This window comes from Moellerella wisconsensis ATCC 35017 (assembly GCF_001294465.1).
GTDB lineage: Bacteria > Pseudomonadota > Gammaproteobacteria > Enterobacterales > Enterobacteriaceae > Moellerella > Moellerella wisconsensis.
In genome coordinates, this window is record NZ_LGAA01000003.1 from 1 (window position 1) to 20022 (window position 20022).

The window sequence follows — 20022 nt, forward strand, 5'->3', positions numbered from 1 at the left end:
GCCGGCTGCATCTCAAATGATGTCGGCACCTCAACAATATTATACGGCTCCAGCTGTTCAACCAGCACTGGCTAATGCGGTTGCTCCAGCACAAGAACCTATTGTCACTGTAACAGATTCCGCTGCCGCTATTTCTGGTCATATTGTTCGTTCGCCAATGGTTGGTACGTTCTATCGTGCACCAAGCCCGGAAGCGAAATCATTTATTGAAATTGGTCAGACCGTTAGCGTTGGCGATCCTCTGTGTATCGTTGAAGCGATGAAAATGATGAATCAGATTGAAGCAGACAAAGCTGGTGTGGTTAAGGCTATTCTGTTAGAAAACGGTGATGCGGTTGAATTTGACGAGCCATTGGTCGTCATCGAATAACGAGGCGTTCACATGCTTGAGAAAATTGTCATTGCTAATCGTGGAGAAATTGCCCTACGTATTCTTCGTGCCTGTAAAGAACTGGGCATTAAGACCGTAGCTGTACACTCCACTGCAGATAGTGATTTAAAACACGTATTGCTGGCGGATGAAACAATTTGTATCGGCCCAGCAGCTTCTGCAAAAAGCTACCTAAATATCCCCGCCATTATTTCTGCCGCTGAGATTTCTGGCGCGCAAGCTATCCATCCAGGTTATGGATTTTTAGCTGAAAATGCGGATTTTGCTGAACAAGTCGAACGTTCAGGTTTTGTTTTTATTGGCCCAAGAGCTGAAACAATTCGCCTAATGGGTGACAAAGTTTCGGCTATTGAAGCGATGAAAAAAGCCGGTGTTCCTTGTGTTCCAGGTTCTGACGGCCCATTGGATGATGATGATGAACGCAATAAACTGATTGCAGAACGCATTGGTTATCCGGTGATTATCAAAGCCTCCGGCGGCGGCGGCGGTCGTGGAATGCGGGTTGTCCGTCATGCCAAAGATTTGACTAAATCGATCAACCTGACCCGTGCGGAAGCTAAAGCAGCCTTCAGTAATGACATGGTTTACATGGAGAAATACCTAGAAAATCCACGTCATGTTGAAATTCAGGTAATTGCGGATGGTAAAGGCAATGCCGTTTACCTTGCTGAGCGTGACTGCTCAATGCAGCGCCGCCATCAAAAAGTCGTCGAAGAAGCACCAGCTCCAGGCATTACGCCAGAGATTCGTCACGATATCGGCGAACGCTGTGCCAAAGCCTGCCAAAAAATTGAATATCGCGGCGCAGGAACTTTCGAGTTCTTATATGAAAATGGTGAATTCTACTTTATTGAAATGAATACTCGTATTCAAGTAGAACACCCAGTCACTGAGATGATAACCGGTGTCGATTTAATTAAAGAACAGCTGCGTATTGCTGCTGGCTTGCCGTTGTCTATCAAACAAGAAGATATTCATGTTAAAGGCCACGCATTAGAATGCCGTATCAATGCGGAAGATCCGAATACATTTATTCCTAGCCCGGGTAAAATTACACGTTTCCATTCTCCGGGGGGATTTGGTGTTCGTTGGGAATCTCATATTTACGCAGGTTATACCGTACCACCTTACTATGATTCAATGATTGGTAAGCTGATTACTTACGGTGAAACACGTGAGATTGCGATTGCCCGAATGAAGAATGCACTCGATGAATTGATTATTGATGGCATCAAAACTAACATCGAATTGCACCAAGCAATTATGAATGATGAACATTTCCAGAAAGGTGGAACAAATATCCATTATCTGGAGAAAAAACTGGGGCTACAAGACTAATTTAGCGTCTTATCTGTATTAATAATTTGATTGCTGGAAATAAAATGACAGCTTAAATTATACTAGATTAGCACCCATTCAAATTGATAAAGGGCACCCAGGTGCCCTTTTATTTTTTGTTTTTTTCAGACTAATTACAGAGATTTGCCTATACCCTCAGTTTTTAGGTATACAATCCCTGACTTATTGTTGATAGCAATCTCAGGAACATCGGATGGATAAACGTTTTCTGCAATCAAACCGAGAAGCTCGATGGGCAATGATGCTGACCCTAGCCTATCTGATAGGTTGGCTGATCACCGCCTATCTACCTGACTCAAGCCAAGGGATAACGGGACTTCCCTTATGGTTTGAATGGTCATGCTTATTTTTACCGCTTATTTTTATTGTGCTGTGTATCATGATGGTCAAAATTATTTTTAAAGATATGCCCTTGGAGGATAGCGATGCAGACTGAAGTTCTTCTGCCACTTATCGGCTATCTGGTACTGGTTTTTCTGCTCTCTTTCTACGCTTATCGACGTCGTAGAGAAGGCGAGTTCCTCAATGAATACTTTCTAGGTAACCGTTCTATGGGGGGATTTGTTCTCGCCATGACCATCACAGCAACCTATGTCAGTGCCAGTTCATTTATTGGCGGCCCCGGCGCAGCCTATAAATATGGTTTAGGCTGGGTATTGCTGGCGATGATCCAACTGCCTGCTATCTGGTTATCTTTGGGCGTATTGGGCAAAAAATTTGCTATTCTGGCGCGACGTTATAATGCTGTCACCTTAAACGACATGCTATACGCCCGTTATCAAAGCCGAGTATTAGTATGGTTTGCCAGCTTAAGCTTGCTTATCGCTTTTATCGGCGCAATGACCGTACAGTTTATTGGCGGGGCTCGGTTGCTTGAAACCGCGGCGGGGATACCTTATACCTATGGGCTGCTTATTTTTGGTATCTCAATTGCCTTATATACCGCATTTGGTGGATTTAGAGCCAGCGTACTAAATGACGCATTACAAGGCTTAGTGATGCTGCTGGGAACCGCTATCCTGTTAGTTGCGATTATCTATAAAGCCGGTGGCTTATCTGAAGCAGTCAACACGTTGCATACGATCGATCCTAAATTAACCTCACCACAAGGCGCCGAAGATATTCTCAGTGGCCCGTTCATGGCCTCATTTTGGCTATTGGTTTGCTTTGGAACGATTGGCTTACCACATACGGCTGTACGGTGTATTTCGTATAAAGACAGCAAAGCGGTGCACCGAGGGATTATTCTTGGCACCATCGTCATGGCTATTTTGATGTTTGGTATGCACTTTGCTGGGGCATTGGGCCGAGCCATATTGCCAGAACTCACTATTCCAGACCAAGTTATCCCCACGCTAATGGTACAAGTACTACCGCCGTTCGCTGCCGGAATATTCTTAGCCGCGCCGATGGCAGCAATTATGTCGACAATTAATGCCCAACTACTGCAATCTTCCGCGACTATCGTCAAAGATCTCTACTTGAATATGGTGCCATCAGAACTTAAAAATGAGAAAAAGCTATCTCGAATTTCGAGCTTTTCAACCTTGGTTTTAGGCGGCTTACTGTTACTTGCCGCTTGGGATCCACCGCAGATGATCATCTGGCTTAACCTATTAGCATTTGGTGGATTAGAAGCTGTTTTCCTGTGGCCATTAGTCCTCGGCCTCTATTGGGAAAAAGCCAATGGAACAGGTGCTTTATGCGGAATGATCATCGGAGGTGTTATTTATGCACTTCTTGCGTCATTTGATATAAAAATTATGGACTTTCATCCTATTGTTCCATCTATATTACTCAGTTTATTAGCTTTTTTAATTGGTAATATGTTTGGTAAAAACGCCCTACCCTTAGCGGTGACAACGACTCAGCCCGCGACTGGGGATCAATAAAGAGAATATTTATGCCTTGGATACAACTACGTCTTAATTCTAGCGGCCAACAAGCCGAATCTTTGGGTGATGAACTCATTGAGACGGGGGCGGTTTCGGTGACTTTTCAAGACAGCCATGATACCCCCGTATTTGAGCCTCTACCAGGTGAAACCCGTTTATGGGGTGATACTGATGTTATTGGCTTATATGACGCAGAAACGGACATGAAAGCCGTTATAGCCCAGTTAGAACATAGTCCACAGCTTGGCGCTAATTTTATTCATAAAATTGAGCAGATCGAAGATAAAGATTGGGAAAGAGAATGGATGGACAACTTCCATCCGATGCGCTTTGGTCAACGCCTGTGGATTTGCCCGAGCTGGCGTGAAGTCCCAGATCCTACAGCAGTCAATGTCATGCTAGACCCAGGCCTCGCTTTCGGAACAGGTACGCATCCAACCACTTCACTGTGCTTAGAGTGGCTAGATGGCTTAGATTTAGTCGGTAAAACAGTGATCGACTTCGGTTGTGGATCCGGTATTTTAGCCATTGCCGCATTAAAATTAGGCGCTGCACAAGCGATAGGGATCGACATTGATCCTCAAGCTATCTTAGCTAGCCGTGATAATGCAGAACGCAATAATGTATCCGATAAACTCACTCTGTATCTGGCAAAAGATGCACCGCAAGATCTCAGTGCCGACGTTGTCGTTGCTAATATTTTGGCCGGCCCATTAAAAGAATTGGCGCCAATTATTGGAGCATTGCCTAAAGCCGGTGCTCATTTAGGCTTATCAGGCGTGCTCGCAACACAGGCCGCTGATGTAGTATCAGCCTATACTGAGCGCTTTGATATTGACCCTGTAGCCGAGAAAGAAGAATGGTGCCGTATTACCGGTGTCAAGCATTTTTAACTCGATACAGATAAAAATCAATTAATAATTTCTTTGAAATTCGCCAAGGAATGGATTATCTTATAGCTCAATTTTTATGCAGAAGATGACGATAATCTGTTCCATTTCGAGATTTACACTGAATATTGGTAAATTTTACCAATTGGGGCAAAAAGACTGTAACCACATGTAAATAAACATTAATTTTTATGTTTTGAAAAAATCAAGATAAAAAAGTTAGTTAAATTTTAGGGTTTGGTCAAAGTTTGTCCTTTCATATCTCGAAAAAAATGCGTAATATACGCGCCCTTGCAGTCACAGTATGGCTCCCTTTTCGTTATGCGTATCGGACAATATCAGTTGGAAAACTGTCTTATTGCCGCCCCTATGGCAGGCATCACAGATAGGCCGTTTCGGTCTCTGTGTTACAGCATGGGTGCAGGAATGACAGTCTCAGAAATGCTTTCTTCTAATCCTCAGGTTTGGAAGACCGACAAATCACGACTCAGAATGGTCCATAGCGATGAACCGGGGATACGTTCTGTACAGATTGCTGGCAATGACCCTGATGATATGGCCGCTGCCGCTCGAATTAATGTTGAGAGTGGTGCTCAGGTCATTGATATCAATATGGGTTGTCCAGCCAAAAAAGTGAATCGAAAGCTAGCAGGCTCGGCTCTTTTACGTTATCCGGATTTAGTAAAATCTATTTTATCCGCGGTAGTAAAAGCAGTTGATGTTCCTGTAACACTGAAGATTCGCACAGGGTGGTCACCCGAAGAACGAAACTGCATCGAAATTGCCAAATTGGCTGAAGATTGTGGTATTCAGGCTCTTACTATCCATGGCAGGACTCGTACCTGCTTATTTAATGGAGAAGCTGAATATGACAGCATTCGGACAGTTAAGCAGACTGTTGCCATACCGATTATCGCTAATGGTGACATTACTGACCCGCTAAAAGCCAGAGCGGTTTTAGACTACACCGGAGCTGATGCTTTGATGATTGGTCGGGCTGCTCAGGGAAGACCCTGGATCTTTCGGGAAATCCAGCACTATCTGGACACAGGTGAATTGCTGCCACCAATGCCTATTGCAGAGGTTCAGCGAATTATGCTATCGCACGTACAGGAATTGCACGACTTTTACGGTCAAGGCAAAGGAGCCCGTATTGCGCGCAAACATGTCTCTTGGTATCTCCGGGAGCATGCACCTGATGACCAGTTCCGGCGCACATTCAACGCCATAGAGGAAGCCAGCGTACAGCTGGAGGCGTTGGAGGCATTTTTTGAAAATTTTTGCGTAAATAAAAGATAAGAGCTGACAGAACTATGTTCGAACAACGCGTAAATTCTGACGTACTAACCGTAGCTACTGTAAATTCACAAGACCAGGTAACTCAAAAACCTCTACGTGACTCAGTTAAGCAGGCACTGAAGAACTATTTTGCTCAATTAAATGGTCAAGATGTTAATGATCTGTATGAGCTGGTATTGGCTGAAGTAGAACAGCCATTGTTGGACATGGTTATGCAATATACCCGTGGTAACCAGACCCGCGCTGCCCTGATGATGGGCATCAACCGCGGCACACTGCGTAAAAAACTAAAAAAATACGGCATGAACTAATCCTAGTCTAGTCATATGTTGTTTTTAAAAGGCACAATCGCTATTTAGCATTGTGCCTTTTTTCTTATACTATAAGCAAAAACCAGACTATCGGCGAGAAGCAGCCTATTTGCTCTCTAAACCCTTCATCACGCTCTTTTTAGTGCTCAGCCAATATCATCATTTAATTTACCATTTATAGCCAACACCGAGGGTGTAGTTGGTATTATTAGAATCACCTTTATCAGAGTTGATTTTTTCTCTAACAATATTGGTATTCAGATTGATTGAATCCGTAATGTTGTACATTAGCCCTGCTTTCACATTCAGATCTAAACTTACGTCATCATTAAAGCTGCGGCCAATACTGCCTTTGGTATAGAAATTAACCAGCTTAGCTAATATATATTGATTATAATCCCAACCAACCGCACCTTGTATATAATCGGTATCGCTGCCACTACGATATTTTAATTTTTGGTAGCTCATCAATGAGGTTAATGATAAAGAAACTAACTCATCATTCCAAACTTGCCAACCAGGTCCCGTACCGATACTGGCTTTAGATTTAATATCCTCAACCCAATCATGTTGATATTTAACATCTCCCCGCCAGAAAAATCCCGGATTAAAAAATCGGTCTAATTCATAATTAGTATTGTAGTAATAGGTACTGACATTACCGTCATCTTTATTTCGTTGCAGCGCAGCACCTAATCCATGACGCCAAAAATCATCGGTGATTTTTAAGTTACCATTTAAAGAATACTGCTCATTCTTAGAAGATCCCTTATTATATGCCGCCCCTGCATTCACACTGCCACTTACTGATTTATCAGGGATGCCGGTGGCTAAATTATTTTTATTGATTACTAAATCTTTATTTAACGCCATCTGTTTTTTCTGATCGCCTTTAACTAGCGTAATATTTCCATCCTGAGATTTTTCAACCGAATTAACACTTTCCCAAGGGGCAAAATATTCTTTTTTTACTGAAGACGAATGTTCGATCGAAAATGATTTAACTTTGGATAAATCTATTTTTAATTGTCCCGCATAATCAGTAGTCACCAGCACATTATTGCTGTCAACTAAATTGACCGTACCAGAGATAATATTACCATTCTTCAAATAGATATCATCAGCAAGTGCGTGAAATGAAAGTGGGATTAATAAAAAAAGATAGGATTGTTTGAGTCTCATTGAATGCCCTTGCTGTATTCTAGATTAATTACTCTTATTCTGAACTTAGTATCTCACTCTGTATTTCTTCTTTACTTAGCCGATTATATTTACTCATTAATAACCGTATCTATTGTTAAATAACAGAATTTATCTAAAAGTATAAAGGGTGCATTTTGTACTTCAAGTAATCTTACAAATAAAATCAGGTTAAAAATAATCTTATTATTTTATTCATAAAAATTACTGTAGATAATTTTGTTTTTTATTGAGTAAAATAATTACTTAATCACCGCACAAATATTTTTCAGTATTAAGATTAAAGCTATTGATAATAATCTATCTTTGTTGCTAAGTTAATGCACTTTCTTCTCGAAAGGAAATTCGTTTAAAAGGATGAGTTAATGAAAAAAATACTTTCTATATTTTTACTGGTGGGCTTGGTGCTGCTTGGTTTTTCGGGGTATTTAGCATGGAACAGTTATCAACTTAATCGTACTGGGAATATCGCTAGCGGTGAAATAATTGATTATCAAAGTCATTATTCACGTGAAGATAATGCTACTTATTATTATCCGATTATTAAATTCAGCCCTAAACAAGGTGAAGACGTCACTATAGTATCAGCGATAGGCAGCAGTTCTCCCGATTACCAACAAGGCCATTCAATTGATCTGCTATATTCGACCGATCAGCCACACAAAGCCATCATTTATGATTTCAAATCTATCTGGCTTGAAAGTATTATCATTGGAGTAATGGGAAGTGTATTTTTTCTTGTTGGCTTAATCCCTCTGTTATTAATACGCAGAAAAATGAAGCTTCATCAGCGACTTAAGCATTCTGGGACGCCTATTGAATTGCCGATTGATCATATTGAAATAAATAATACCATCTCAGTCAATGGAGTTTCACCATATCGAATTATCGCACGCTGGCACGATAAAAAAAGTAACCTGTTACATACGTTTTATAGCGTAAATATTTATTACGATCCCGAACCTTATATTGATAGAGATACAGTCACTGTATTTACAGATAAAAATAATATGAAAAAATATTATATGGATATCGATTTTCTACCCAAAAAAAGTAAATAACGCATAAAAAACAAACTAAAAAATTGCCCCTACAAATGGAATAAATAACTTATTTATTCCATAAAATGATATTTATTAGCGATACTTCAATCAAAAGACAATACTATATTGTGGTTAAAAGTTTAATATAACTAAATGATTATTATCAATAAACCAGAAGATAAAGACAATAAAACATGAAACTAACAATTGTTAAACTCGCTGATTTTACTGAACAACAACAAATAGACCTACAAAAAATTTGGAAAAATCAGAACCCAATACAATGGAAGCTTGAGCAACAGCAAAATATTTTATTCTATGCCGCTCGCTTTAATGATCGTTTGCTAGGAGCCGCGAAGGTAAACCGAGAAAATGAGAAAGGTTATATCACTGATTTTTGTATCCGGGAGGTAACTCGCCGTCGAGGCGTAGGAAGCTATCTGCTGCAGCAGATATGCAGCTCAAATCCAGAGGTAACTCGCTGGTCATTCTCCATCGAAAATACACCAGAAGATCAACGCAATATCATGAGTGATTTTCTTACCGCAAGTAACTTTACGCCCACAGAGAAAGCGCTTTGTTATATTAGAAATAGCGCAGAAAATCGAGATAAAATTCAATTAAATGCTATACATCACGTCGCCATAATCGCTTCTGATTATGAAAAAAGCAAATCATTCTATTGTGATATTTTAGGCTTAACTCTGTTATCTGAGCACTATCGGCAACACAATGACTCTTGGAAAGCCGATCTTGCTATCAATGGCAATTATCAAATTGAATTATTCAGTTTCCCGAATCCCCCTAGCAGACCCAGTTATCCAGAGGCGAGTGGTTTAAGGCACCTAGCTTTTAGTGTCGATAATCTCGATGATTCAATCTACTATCTCGCTCAGCAAAATATTATTTGTGAAACACCGCGTATTGACCCTTATACGCAGAAACGTTTTACTTTTTTTGCTGATCCCGACGGATTACCAATTGAATTGTATTCGAAAAAATAACCCGATTAAGAAGATAGAAATTAGTAAAAAGTATGGCATGAGAATACTGAGTTTATCTCTTCACAAGTAAGATAAACTCAGTAAAATTACAAAATATTATTCGTCATCCGCTTCCATGGCTGTACGCAATTTTTTCATCGCATTTTTCTCTAACTGGCGTACACGCTCAGCAGAAACACCATATTTATCGGCTAATTCTTGTAATGTGGTTTTGTTATCATCATCCAGCCAACGAGCTCGAATAATATCTTGGCTACGCTCATCTAATGATGCGAGAGCATCTGATAATTTATCAGTCGCATGATTATCCCAGTTGTCTTCTTCGATAGTATCAGCAAAATCAGACGATTTATCCTGCAAAAATAATACGGGAGCAACCGCATGCCCACTGTCACTATCATCATCGTCAGACATATCAAACGCCATGTCCTGGGCTGCCATACGTGATTCCATCTCACGCACATCTTTACTGGTTACGCCGAGTTCTTTGGCCACCATCTCTACTTCGTCCTGATTGAACCATCCCAAACGCTTTTTATTTTTTCTTAAATTAAAGAAAAGCTTACGTTGAGCTTTAGTAGTAGCAACTTTAACAATACGCCAGTTACGCAGTACATATTCATGGATTTCAGCTTTGATCCAATGCACTGCAAATGAAACTAAACGAACGCCAACTTCAGGATTAAAACGGCGTACTGCTTTCATCAAGCCAATATTGCCTTCCTGGATCAAATCCGCTTGCGGGAGTCCATAACCGGCATAGCTACGCGCGATATGAATAACAAAACGTAAATGAGATAAGATCAGCTGTCTTGCCGCATCCAAATCACCATGGTAATGCAGCCGTTCAGCCAGTTCCTTTTCTTCCTCAGCCGTTAGCATCGGATAAGCATTAGCTGCTCGCACATAAGCCTCAATGCTTCCCTGCGGAACTAATGCTAATGATTGCATATCTTTAGTCATTCAGATCCTCTTACGAGTTTTATAATAAAGAGATTAACTAGACTGCCGCTAACCGTGTTAACGGATCCCTAATAAGTGGAATGAGTTTATCACTCTCGTGTAGTTTATGAAATTTTCTAACGTACTATTTTTTTATACGCTATTTTATGATGCTCATTTTCTATCGCATCGATTTTCAAGCGTCCTTTTTTTAAAAAATAGCTTGCAAAATATTAGCGGTATCACATTAATTATTTCTAAGGAGTTATCGTTAATATTTTGGCGTCCGCGCATTTTATCACGCTACAGTAATTATGCACTATCGCATGATATTGACTAAGAGGGTGATATAAACCAAATATGATATAAACTACTGTGCGGAATCAGCTAAAAATCGAGTGTCATGTTAATTTTAAGACAAACTGTTAAACGAAAAGTTCAAAATAAAGACAAACTCTCTAGTATCTTAATTTTCTACCTGACTCATTCGATACTAGAGAGCCTATATTATTCTGGAGTAAAGTGACGTAAATGCTGAACAGTAGCCAGCCAAGCCGCTATCCAACCAATCATGGCTGAAATCAACAAAATGAGTAACGACTCATCCCACGATAACCCTTCGATACGAAACTGAGTGCCGAAAATACTAGCCACTTCAATTACCACGCTGGATAACTTCCACACTAAGAGTGTAGAAAGTAGCAAAGAGACCAACGCGCCGACTAAGCCCAGTAGCATGCCACCATTTAAAAATGGGCGCATAATAAAACCGTCCGTCGCACCAATTAATTTCATCACATTAATGGTATCGCGACGAGCAAATATATTCAGGCGAACACTATTACCTATTACCAAAAATAATGCCACTACCATCAAAATACCAATAACTGCCGCTATCTGCCCGACTAATCCAGTCAATGCGGCTAATCGAGCAAACCAACTATCATCCATTTTAACTTCTTCAATCCCAGCAACTTGGCTAACTCTGTCTCTCAGGGTTAGCAACACATCTGAACTCTGAAAATCAATTTTAGGAGTGATAATAGCAACCGCAGGTAATGGATTTTCTTCCAGCATATCTAATGCCGTGCTAAAACCAGACCAACTACGGAACTCGCTCATTGCCTGATCGCGGGATAAATAATTAACCTTATCAACACCTTCTAATGCATTTAATTGCTGAACGACATTCTCGCCACCTTGTTCATCTAAAGATTTATCGAGATAAACCGTCAACTGTGGTGTCGGATACCATTGATCTGCGGCTTGAGAAACGTTTTTCCAAACAATAAAACATAGACTCGGTAACGTCAGTGAAATCGCGATAACCATTACAGTTAAAAAACTGGCTAGCGGTTGGCGCATCATATCTGCCAAGGTATTTAACCAAGCATAACGCCACTGTTCGCGCCAACCACCTTTCAGTGCTTTACTTTTCGACTGAATTTTACGCTCGGGTCTTGCCTTGCGAACATTTTTAGCCATTTTGCCCCCCAACCATTCTTCCACCACCTAATGTCAGAATACGGTAATTACGGCGCTCGATCAGTTGTACGTCATGAGTTGCCATCAATACGGTGACACCAACACGATTAAACTCTTCAAATAAACGCATAATACCTTCGGATAACTCACCATCTAAGTTACCGGTCGGTTCATCGGCTAATAATACGGTAGGTTTATTAACGACTGCGCGGGCAATACCTACGCGCTGTTGTTCACCGCCCGATAATTGTATCGGTAAATTTTTCGCTTTATCCAGTAAGCCAACTTTATCTAACGCCGCAGAAACACGACGACGAATATCTTCGGTACTGGCGCCTGAAATAATTAATGGCATCGCGACGTTGTCATACACCGAACGATCAAATAATAAATGATGATCTTGAAAGATCATGCCTATTTGTCGACGTAAAAAAGGCACTTCACTATTTTTTAGTCGACTAATATCATGGCCATCAAACCAAATATGGCCATCGCTCGGGCGTTCTATACCACAAATTAATTTTAGCAGTGTACTTTTACCGGCTCCCGAGTGCCCCGTCAAAAAGGACATTTCACCAGGGCGCAAATGAAAATCTACACCCTGCAACGCCTGACGGCCGCCTCGATAAGCTTTACTGACATGTTCAAAGCGAATCATTTATTATTAATCCTCTCGGGCAAATAACGCCTCGATAAAGTCTTCTGACTTAAATGGACGTAAATCTTCTATGCCTTCACCGACGCCAATATAACGGATCGGAATACTCATTTGGTCGGCAATAGCGAAGATCACCCCACCTTTAGCGGTGCCATCTAATTTGGTCAATGTAATCCCAGTCAAACCTACAGCTTCATCGAACAGTTTTGCTTGATTAACTGCATTTTGGCCGGTACTGGCATCCAACGTTAGCATAATTTCGTGCGGAGCTTCGACGTCTAACTTTCTCATTACACGCACAATTTTTTTCAATTCTTCCATCAAATGGGCTTTATTTTGTAAGCGGCCTGCGGTATCCGCAATCAAGATATCGATACCTTTTGCTTGGGCTGACTGAATTGCATCAAAAATAACCGAAGCTGGATCGGCGCCAGTATGCTGTGCCACCACGGGTATATTATTCCGTTCACCCCAAACTTGCAGCTGTTCAACCGCTGCTGCGCGGAAAGTATCACCTGCCGCTAACATCACCGATTTACCTTCAGACTGATATTGACGCGCCAATTTCCCAATAGTGGTGGTTTTACCCACACCATTGACGCCAACCATCAGGATAACATAGGGTTTTTTCCCTTCAATAACCAGTGGCTTATCAACTGTCGATAAAATATCAGACATTTCCTCACGCAGCTTACTGTAGAGTGCTTCGGCATCTTTTAATTCTTTGCGGCTCGCATGTGCCACCAAGCTATTAATAATTTTTCGCGTGGTATCTACACCAACATCGGCGATTAGCAACTGTTCTTCAAGTTCTTCAAATAGATCATCATCTATTTTTTTACCTTTGAATAAACTAAAGAAGCCCGACCCTAAATTTTGTCGAGTTTTTAATAATCCTTTCTTTAATCGAGCAAAAAAGCCTTCTTTTTTCGGTTTTTCTTGCTCTGTATTATTGGTTTTACTTTCAGCTTCTGCTTGAGCTAACGCTAAACGCTGTTGCTCTTCTTCTGCCGCCGCTTTTTGCTCGGCAGCTTGCTGTTCTGCTAATTGCTGCTCTGCTAATTTCTGGGCAGCAGCTTGCTCATCAGCCCGTTTTTGAGCGGCTTCTGCTTCGGCAGCTAATCGTTGACGTTCTGCTTCTTCTGCCGCGGCCTTTTCTGCTGCCGCTTTTTGCTCGGCGGCTTGCTGCTCTGCCAATTTCTGGGCAGCGGCTTGCTCATCAGCCCGTTTTTGGGCGGCTTCTGCTTCGGCGGCTAATCGTTGACGTTCGGCTTCTTCTGCCGCGGCCTTTTCTGCCGCCGCTTTTTGTTCGGCAGCTTGCTGTTCTGCTAATTGCTGTTCTGCCAATTTCTGGGCAGCAGCTTGCTCATCAGCCCGTTTTTGAGCGGCTTCTGCTTCGGCGGCTAATCGTTGACGTTCTGCTTGTTCTGCTGCGGCCTTTTCTGCCGCCGCTTTTTGCTCGGCAGCTTGCTGTTCTGCCAATTTCTGGGCAGCAGCTTGCTCATCAGCCCGTTTTTGAGCGGCTTCTGCTTCGGCGGCTAATCGTTGACGTTCTGCTTGTTCTGCTGCGATCTTTTCTGCCGCCGCTTTTTGCTCGGCGGCTTGCTGTTCTGCCAATTTCTGGGCAGCAGCTTGCTCATCAGCCCGTTTTTGAGCGGCTTCTGCTTCGGCAGCTAACCGTTGGCGTTCTGCTTGTTCTGCTGCGACCTTTTCTGCCGCCGCTTTTTGCTCGGCAGCTTGCTGTTCTGCTAATTGCTGTTCTGCCAATTTCTGGGCAGCAGCTTGCTCATCAGCCCGTTTTTGAGCGGCTTCTGCTTCGGCGGCTAACCGTTGACGTTCTGCTTGTTCTGCTGCGGCCTTTTCTGCCGCTGCTTTTTGTTCGGCCGCTTGCTGCTCTGCCAATTTCTGGGCAGTGGCTTGCTCATCAGCCCGTTTTTGGGCGGCTTCTGCTTCGGCAGCTAACCGTTGGCGTTCTGCTTGTTCTGCTGCGACCTTTTCTGCCGCCGCTTTTTGTTCGGCGGCTTGCTGTTCTGCTAATTGCTGTTCTGCCAATTTATGGGCAGCAGCTTGCTCATCAGCCCGTTTTTGAGCGGCTTCTGCTTCGGCGGCTAATCGTTGACGTTCTGCTTGTTCTGCTGCGGCCTTTTCTGCCGCCGCTTTTTGTTCGGCGGCTTGCTGTTCTGCTAATTGCTGTTCTGCCAATTTATGGGCAGCAGCTTGCTCATCAGCCCGTTTTTGAGCGGCTTCAGCTTCGGCAGCTAACCGTTGGCGTTCTGCTTGTTCTTCTGCGGCCTGTTGTTCCTCAGCGCCTTGCTGTTCTGGTTGTAATTCTTCTTCTGGCTGTTGCTTCTCGTCTTTACGACCGAACCCTAACCAGGAAAAAAAACCTTTTTTCTTTTCTTTAGCCATCTGGCACTACGCTCCTCACAATAAAAACACGGCGCTTACACTCATCAACTTGCTCATCAACATTGAGCTTGTCAAATTACATCCCGACTAACGTCATCATCTGCCGAATTCATAGCCATACAACTTACTGAAGTGTATGATAATCGACATATCCTCGCTGACTGGTTTGCTGTAACTTGCATTATTTTGAGTATAAAATATTAAATCGCAATAAAATTAGATGCAGTCTATCATTTCATCGCGATGCAACACATATCTGAGATGCAATTACGGTAAATTTAATCTCAGATTTTTGGTTAAAAACAAGAAAATTGGCCGAAACACCGTCTTTCAGTCGCATTATCTTTCCTAGCAACTTCTTTTTATCAATAAGTATTATTATGGCAAAAAAACCTAAACCGGTATCAATGGGACAAATCCGCATCATTGGCGGGCAATGGCGAGGGCGTAAATTGCCTGTTCGTGATAGTGAGGGCTTACGTCCAACCACAGATAGGGTGAGAGAAACCTTATTCAACTGGCTGATGCCGGTGATCCGCGATGCAAATTGTCTAGACTGTTTTGCTGGCAGTGGCGCATTAGGGATCGAGGCTCTATCTCGTTACGCAGCATCAGCAACGTTAATTGAGCTTGATAAACATAATGCTCGCCAATTGAGCGAAAATTTAGCGCAATTAAAAATACACAATGCTCAAGTGATTAACGCCAATACTTTAACTTATTTAGCCAATAGCGGAACTCCTTTTGATGTTGTGTTTCTTGATCCCCCCTTTCATAAAGGCTTATTAGCAAATACCATCCAGTTATTAGAAAGTAATCAATGGTTAGCAGATGAATGCTGGATTTATGTGGAATCTGAAGTAGGCACAGCGCTGACGGATATTCCTATCAACTGGCAATTGCACCGTGAAAAAATTGCTGGGCAAGTGGCTTATCGTCTATTTATTCGTCAATCTAACTAACGGAGATCCGTATGTTAATTAATATCGGCCGTATATTAATGCTGTGTGTGTGGGGATTTATGATCTTTAATTTAGTCCACCCGTTTCCTAAACCCCTTAAATACTTTATGGATATCGCCATGATATTTATGATTTTTATGCACGCCTTGCAAACTTTATTTATGAAATCCACCTTATCCAAACAACAAAAACTGTCTGGTTGGCTCCAATTGCGGATTTTTTTGTTTGGCGTATTTGAATTACTGGTTATTCAAAAGAAACAGCAGCAACAGCTGGCAGCTAAGTCCAAAAAAATAGAATAACCCATGTTATAAAGTAAGTGTTTACTAATCTAATTAATTTTCAGGCTCAAAGCGAATAAAGCGAGTTCCTTGCAAATAAAGTCGGCCCCGGCTGCCTTTATTAATTGCACGGTACGCTTGTTCGTCTTTGAGAATAATTTTCAATGGCTTATCTTCTGACGTTATCCCTGCATTCAAAGGTTTAAAATAAACTTCATAGCGGAAAGTTTCTGGCGAAACAACATCACGCTCGCGTGAGCGCATGTTTGGATAGGGATAATCTTTTTTATCTTCTACCGTAACTAAATAGCTAATTTGTGTAGAATTATCATTGATTTCATTCTGCCGACGCTGATCAAAAAATCGTTTGGTCGCCAATAGGCCAATTACCACCAGCACGATAATTAATAAATACGGTTTGTTCATAATAGAATTGTTCTCAATCGTTTTATTCTATAACTCAGATAATTATAGCTATCGCAATATTTCATTGGTTGATATAACAACATTAACTAATAAATAAGAATGTCTGAGCCTAGTCCAATGGATTTAGGGTATAATTTATCTTAATTTATTAAAAATGAAATATTTGTAGCCTAAGTAATTCGTATTGTAGAAATATAATCCAAATCTACAATTAAGGCATGACAGATATACTTTATCACCTTGAAACCCACAGATAATAAGGACGTGTTTATGATCAGTTGGCCATTCCTTGCTGTACTTTTCTCTGGTTGGTTATATGTCGATGCCGCGTACCGAGGCCCAGATTGGCAACGCTGGTTATTTAGGCCCGTAACTTTGCTTCTACTACTTGCTTGGGGATGGAATGCAGAATTTATCACTATTTCGGGTTACTTAGTCTTGGCTGGGCTGCTGGCTTCGTTACTTGGCGATATGCTACGCATTCTACCAGGTGAGCGCTTACTTGCATCTATTGCTTTAATATTTATCAGTTATCTTCTGTATGCCATTAGTTTTGGGCTACAAATGAATTTTAGTCTTTATCTTCCTTGGCTTCCTGTTCCCATTGTGCTGACACTCGTCACGTTGCTGATTATTTGGACTAAACTCGAAACATTACAAGCGCCGGTTTTTGCACTATTAATTATGTCGATGATCATGGTCTGGGTAGCTGGAGATCAATACTTTGGGCTAGCTCGCGAAGTTAATTTCTCGATTATGGTAGGCGCTTGTTTACTGTTTTTGTCTAATTGTATTTGGCTAATTGCTCGCTTTAGATATCCGTTCAAAGCCTCCAAAGCTATCGTTGCAACCCTCTATTTCCTCGGACAATTTTTAATTATTCGTTCCCTATACCTATAATCCTACACCTACAAATTGCACCTTAGCCAGTTGATGATGATGTTAGCAAATAAGATTTTTTATCAACTGGCCCCGTTTTTATTTGACTCTAGAGTTAACTCCAACGTGTAGACTTGGCTTAATTCTTCAGCAGTCTGTATAAAAAAGGGGGTGTCTATGCACTCACACAATGAAAAAAATCAAGTTACGCATACACATGCCAGTACTTGCTGCTCTAGCAGCACTTGCTCTGATACACCTAAAAAAGTAAGTGATGGCTCACATACACATTCAGAAAATCATCAATCTCAGTGCGAAGATAGCGATGAAGAGCAACATCAGCACGCAAATCATAATCATCAACACGGCACATGCTGTAGTACTGAGCCACAAATAGCAGAGACAATGGCACCGACACAACGTGGCGAACAGCGATATAGTTGGATTATTCGAGGAATGGATTGTCCAAGCTGCGCGCGGAAAATCGAAACTGCTGTGGCGCAAATACCACAGATAAAACAAGCTAAAGTGTTGTTTGCCACCGAGAAATTAGTGGTTGATGCCGATACCGATATTCGTGGTGACGTCGCCAATATAGTCCAACAAGCCGGTTATGAGCTATTTCCAGCCGATGAGGGTGCCAGTCACGCGCAAGCACCGCGACACAGTTTAATCCGCGAAGCCAAGCCTGTCATTATACTGGCGATTTTGATGGCGCTCAGCTGGGGCATTGAGTTAGTTAATCCTACAATGGGTCGCTATGCTTTTATTGCTACTACGCTATTTGGCGTGTTCCCCATAGCGCGTAAATCTTTACGTTTAATTCGTACCGGCTCACCTTTTAGCATAGAAACATTAATGTCGGTGGCCGCGATTGGCGCGCTATTTATCCAAGCTACAGAAGAAGCCGCGATGGTTATTCTGCTGTTTATGCTGGGAGAAATGTTGGAGTCTTACTCGGCGGGTCGCGCACGACGCGGAGTAAGTGCTCTGATGGCACTCGTCCCCGAAGATGCAGTATTAATCAAAGACGGTCAAAAAACCTCTATCGCTGTAGCACAATTACGTCCTGGCGACATTATTGAAATTGCGCCTGGCGGAAGATTGCCTACCGATGCTGAGTTAATGAGTGACTTTGCCAGTTTTGATGAAAGCGCGTTAACCGGAGAATCAGTACCTGTTGAGCGCAATGTGGGAGAAAAAGTAGCGGCTGGCTGTTTATCCGTCGACCGTGCCGTGCGAATGAAAGTGGTTTCTGAGCCAGGTAAAAATGCGATTGATCGTATCCTGCTATTAATAGAAGAGGCCGAAGAACGTCGCGCCCCGATTGAGCGCTTTATTGACCAGTTCAGCCGCATTTATACGCCTATTATTATGCTGTTCTCTGCGCTAGTTATTGTTGTTCCGCCCCTGTTTTTCGGCGCGCTATGGGATACTTGGATTTATCGTGGATTAACTTTGCTATTAATTGGTTGTCCATGTGCCTTGGTTATCTCAACACCGGCAGCGATTACTTCAGCATTGGCCACGGCAACACGTCGAGGCGCATTAATTAAAGGCGGCGCGGCGCTGGAACAATTAGGTACGGTAACTACCGTCGCGCTAGATAAAACCGGTACCCTAACGCAAGGCAAGCCACAAGTGACCGATGCGCTGGCCATTGACGGCGTAAGCACTCAGCAATTGATCGCATATACTGCCGCGGTTGAAGTCGGTTCTCATCATCCTTTAGCTAAAGCGGTTATTGATTATGCCGCTGTATTAAATCAGCCAGTCATCGAAGCTGAAAAACGTAAAGCATTAGCCGGCAAAGGTGTTGAAGGCTATCTCAATAATCAGCATATTTTAGTTAGCGCGCCTAGCCGTCTCGATATGCCATTGGATAATCACTGGCAGCAACAAATAGAGACCCTAGAAGCGGAAGGTAAAACCGTGGTAGTCACGTTGGTAGGCGGGCAAATGGTTGGCGTGATAGCGCTGCAAGATACCTTGCGTACTGATGCTATCGATGCAATTAACATGCTGAAAAGTATGAATGTTAATGCAGTGATGTTAACCGGTGATAACCCGCGAGCTGCGGCCGCAATTGCAGGCCAAGTAGGTATGGATTTTCGCGCTGGGTTATTGCCAGAAGATAAAGTCCAAGCTGTAATTGAGTTAAATATACAGCATCGTACTATGATGGTGGGTGATGGCATCAATGATGCACCAGCGATGAAAGCCGCCAGTATCGGCGTAGCCATGGGTAGCGGAACAGACGTCGCTTTAGAAACCGCGGATGCAGCGCTAACCCATAATCGACTCACTGGGTTGGCAGAAATTATTGCGCTCTCACGTGCGACACGCAAAATTATTCGTGAAAATATCACCATCGCCTTGGGACTAAAAGCCGTATTTTTAGTTACCAGTTTACTGGGGATCACTGGGCTGTGGGTTGCGGTATTAGCCGATTCCGGCGCTACCGCGTTAGTCACTGCCAATGCGATTAGGTTATTGCGAGTTAAGCTGCCTCAGCGTCAGCAAAAATAAATCTAACGCTAAGTGTGGGAGCTATACCTTAAAAACACCTACAGTAATAACGGAAAATC

General features: G+C 42.3%; 19 protein-coding genes and 1 pseudogene. 14 read left to right on the plus strand and 6 right to left on the minus strand.

All coding sequences use genetic code 11. The features are described from left to right. The 7 genes from accB to fis all read left to right on the plus strand — a co-directional run. Window positions 1-370, plus strand: a 370-nt coding sequence (gene accB / locus M992_RS00985) for an acetyl-CoA carboxylase biotin carboxyl carrier protein (protein WP_053906999.1), incomplete at its 5' end; no start/stop codon positions are given. Window positions 371-382: 12 nt separating this feature from the next. Then, window positions 383-1729, plus strand: a complete 1347-nt coding sequence (accC, locus tag M992_RS00990; RefSeq protein ID WP_053907000.1) for an acetyl-CoA carboxylase biotin carboxylase subunit — start codon at window positions 383-385, stop codon at window positions 1727-1729. Window positions 1730-1943: 214 nt separating this feature from the next. Continuing rightward, on the plus strand, window positions 1944-2186 hold the full coding sequence (locus M992_RS00995; protein WP_047255249.1) for a YhdT family protein: 243 nt from the start codon (window positions 1944-1946) through the stop codon (window positions 2184-2186). After that, window positions 2176-3642: a sodium/pantothenate symporter gene (gene panF, locus M992_RS01000; RefSeq protein ID WP_053907001.1), complete on the plus strand. Its 1467-nt coding sequence runs from the start codon at window positions 2176-2178 to the stop codon at window positions 3640-3642. The genes M992_RS00995 and panF overlap by 11 nt, the downstream gene beginning before the upstream one ends. Before the next feature lie 11 nt (window positions 3643-3653). Further along, the gene (gene prmA / locus M992_RS01005; RefSeq protein ID WP_053907002.1) at window positions 3654-4538 is read left to right on the plus strand and encodes a 50S ribosomal protein L11 methyltransferase; all 885 of its coding nucleotides are present in this window, start codon (window positions 3654-3656) and stop codon (window positions 4536-4538) included. A 318-nt stretch (window positions 4539-4856) separates the two neighbouring features. Continuing rightward, window positions 4857-5834, plus strand: coding sequence for a tRNA dihydrouridine synthase DusB (gene dusB, locus M992_RS01010; protein WP_053907003.1), 978 nt, complete (start codon window positions 4857-4859; stop codon window positions 5832-5834). 14 nt (window positions 5835-5848) lie between these two features. Further along, window positions 5849-6145: a DNA-binding transcriptional regulator Fis gene (fis, locus tag M992_RS01015; RefSeq protein WP_010847912.1), complete on the plus strand. Its 297-nt coding sequence runs from the start codon at window positions 5849-5851 to the stop codon at window positions 6143-6145. A gap of 168 nt (window positions 6146-6313) precedes the next feature. On the opposite strand, the gene M992_RS01020 is transcribed toward fis, so the two are convergent. Continuing rightward, a complete protein-coding gene (locus tag M992_RS01020) occupies window positions 6314-7327 on the minus strand; it encodes a DUF481 domain-containing protein (RefSeq protein ID WP_047255253.1) in 1014 nt (337 codons plus the stop codon). Window positions 7328-7710: 383 nt separating this feature from the next. Here M992_RS01020 and M992_RS01025 point away from each other — a divergent pair, with 383 nt between their 5' ends. From M992_RS01025 to M992_RS15380, 3 genes and pseudogenes are all read left to right on the plus strand, one after another. Then, on the plus strand, window positions 7711-8406 hold the full coding sequence (locus M992_RS01025; RefSeq protein WP_047255254.1) for a DUF3592 domain-containing protein: 696 nt from the start codon (window positions 7711-7713) through the stop codon (window positions 8404-8406). Between the two features lie 176 nt (window positions 8407-8582). Next, a pseudogene (gene panM, locus M992_RS15375) lies at window positions 8583-8948 on the plus strand (aspartate 1-decarboxylase autocleavage activator PanM); the annotation flags it as partial. Between the two features lie 54 nt (window positions 8949-9002). Then, complete coding sequence (locus tag M992_RS15380) at window positions 9003-9392, plus strand: VOC family protein (RefSeq protein ID WP_053907161.1); 390 nt, start codon at window positions 9003-9005, stop codon at window positions 9390-9392. 96 nt (window positions 9393-9488) lie between these two features. Here the strand turns inward: M992_RS15380 and rpoH are convergent, their stop codons facing one another. The 4 genes from rpoH to ftsY form a co-directional block, all read right to left on the minus strand. Next, window positions 9489-10355, minus strand: a complete 867-nt coding sequence (rpoH, locus tag M992_RS01035; RefSeq protein WP_047255255.1) for an RNA polymerase sigma factor RpoH — start codon at window positions 10353-10355, stop codon at window positions 9489-9491. A gap of 486 nt (window positions 10356-10841) precedes the next feature. Further along, entirely contained in the window at window positions 10842-11819 is a 978-nt protein-coding gene (gene ftsX / locus M992_RS01040; RefSeq protein WP_047255256.1) for a permease-like cell division protein FtsX, read from the minus strand. Further along, the gene (gene ftsE / locus M992_RS01045) at window positions 11812-12477 is read right to left on the minus strand and encodes a cell division ATP-binding protein FtsE (RefSeq protein ID WP_047255257.1); all 666 of its coding nucleotides are present in this window, start codon (window positions 12475-12477) and stop codon (window positions 11812-11814) included. The genes ftsX and ftsE overlap by 8 nt, the downstream gene beginning before the upstream one ends. A gap of 6 nt (window positions 12478-12483) precedes the next feature. Beyond that, a complete protein-coding gene (ftsY, locus tag M992_RS14605; RefSeq protein ID WP_428838581.1) occupies window positions 12484-14244 on the minus strand; it encodes a signal recognition particle-docking protein FtsY in 1761 nt (586 codons plus the stop codon). Window positions 14245-15266: 1022 nt separating this feature from the next. Between ftsY and rsmD the strand changes: the two genes are divergently transcribed. Next, a complete protein-coding gene (gene rsmD / locus M992_RS01055; RefSeq protein WP_053907004.1) occupies window positions 15267-15848 on the plus strand; it encodes a 16S rRNA (guanine(966)-N(2))-methyltransferase in 582 nt (193 codons plus the stop codon). Window positions 15849-15859: 11 nt separating this feature from the next. After that, window positions 15860-16150, plus strand: coding sequence for a DUF1145 family protein (locus tag M992_RS01060; protein ID WP_047256256.1), 291 nt, complete (start codon window positions 15860-15862; stop codon window positions 16148-16150). 33 nt (window positions 16151-16183) lie between these two features. Here M992_RS01060 and M992_RS01065 read toward each other — a convergent pair whose 3' ends face one another. Next, window positions 16184-16555 (minus strand): DUF2500 domain-containing protein, encoded by a 372-nt coding sequence (locus M992_RS01065; protein ID WP_047256257.1) that lies wholly within the window; start codon window positions 16553-16555, stop codon window positions 16184-16186. 270 nt (window positions 16556-16825) lie between these two features. Here M992_RS01065 and M992_RS01070 point away from each other — a divergent pair, with 270 nt between their 5' ends. Both M992_RS01070 and M992_RS01075 read left to right on the plus strand, forming a co-directional pair. After that, window positions 16826-17455: a lysoplasmalogenase gene (locus M992_RS01070; protein WP_053907005.1), complete on the plus strand. Its 630-nt coding sequence runs from the start codon at window positions 16826-16828 to the stop codon at window positions 17453-17455. 156 nt (window positions 17456-17611) lie between these two features. Then, window positions 17612-19963 (plus strand): zinc/cadmium/mercury/lead-transporting ATPase, encoded by a 2352-nt coding sequence (locus M992_RS01075; protein WP_053907006.1) that lies wholly within the window; start codon window positions 17612-17614, stop codon window positions 19961-19963. Window positions 19964-20022: the final 59 nt, after the last annotated feature.

Coding starts and splice junctions, on each gene's coding strand:
- accC (WP_053907000.1), top strand. CDS start 383: ATGCTTGAGAAAATTGTCATTGCTAATCGTGGAGAAATTGCCCTACGT.
- M992_RS00995 (WP_047255249.1), top strand. CDS start 1,944: ATGGATAAACGTTTTCTGCAATCAAACCGAGAAGCTCGATGGGCAATG.
- panF (WP_053907001.1), top strand. CDS start 2,176: ATGCAGACTGAAGTTCTTCTGCCACTTATCGGCTATCTGGTACTGGTT.
- prmA (WP_053907002.1), top strand. CDS start 3,654: ATGCCTTGGATACAACTACGTCTTAATTCTAGCGGCCAACAAGCCGAA.
- dusB (WP_053907003.1), top strand. CDS start 4,857: ATGCGTATCGGACAATATCAGTTGGAAAACTGTCTTATTGCCGCCCCT.
- fis (WP_010847912.1), top strand. CDS start 5,849: ATGTTCGAACAACGCGTAAATTCTGACGTACTAACCGTAGCTACTGTA.
- M992_RS01020 (WP_047255253.1), bottom strand. CDS start 7,327: ATGAGACTCAAACAATCCTATCTTTTTTTATTAATCCCACTTTCATTT.
- M992_RS01025 (WP_047255254.1), top strand. CDS start 7,711: ATGAAAAAAATACTTTCTATATTTTTACTGGTGGGCTTGGTGCTGCTT.
- rpoH (WP_047255255.1), bottom strand. CDS start 10,355: ATGACTAAAGATATGCAATCATTAGCATTAGTTCCGCAGGGAAGCATT.
- ftsX (WP_047255256.1), bottom strand. CDS start 11,819: ATGGCTAAAAATGTTCGCAAGGCAAGACCCGAGCGTAAAATTCAGTCG.
- ftsE (WP_047255257.1), bottom strand. CDS start 12,477: ATGATTCGCTTTGAACATGTCAGTAAAGCTTATCGAGGCGGCCGTCAG.
- rsmD (WP_053907004.1), top strand. CDS start 15,267: ATGGCAAAAAAACCTAAACCGGTATCAATGGGACAAATCCGCATCATT.
- M992_RS01060 (WP_047256256.1), top strand. CDS start 15,860: ATGTTAATTAATATCGGCCGTATATTAATGCTGTGTGTGTGGGGATTT.
- M992_RS01065 (WP_047256257.1), bottom strand. CDS start 16,555: ATGAACAAACCGTATTTATTAATTATCGTGCTGGTGGTAATTGGCCTA.
- M992_RS01070 (WP_053907005.1), top strand. CDS start 16,826: ATGATCAGTTGGCCATTCCTTGCTGTACTTTTCTCTGGTTGGTTATAT.
- M992_RS01075 (WP_053907006.1), top strand. CDS start 17,612: ATGCACTCACACAATGAAAAAAATCAAGTTACGCATACACATGCCAGT.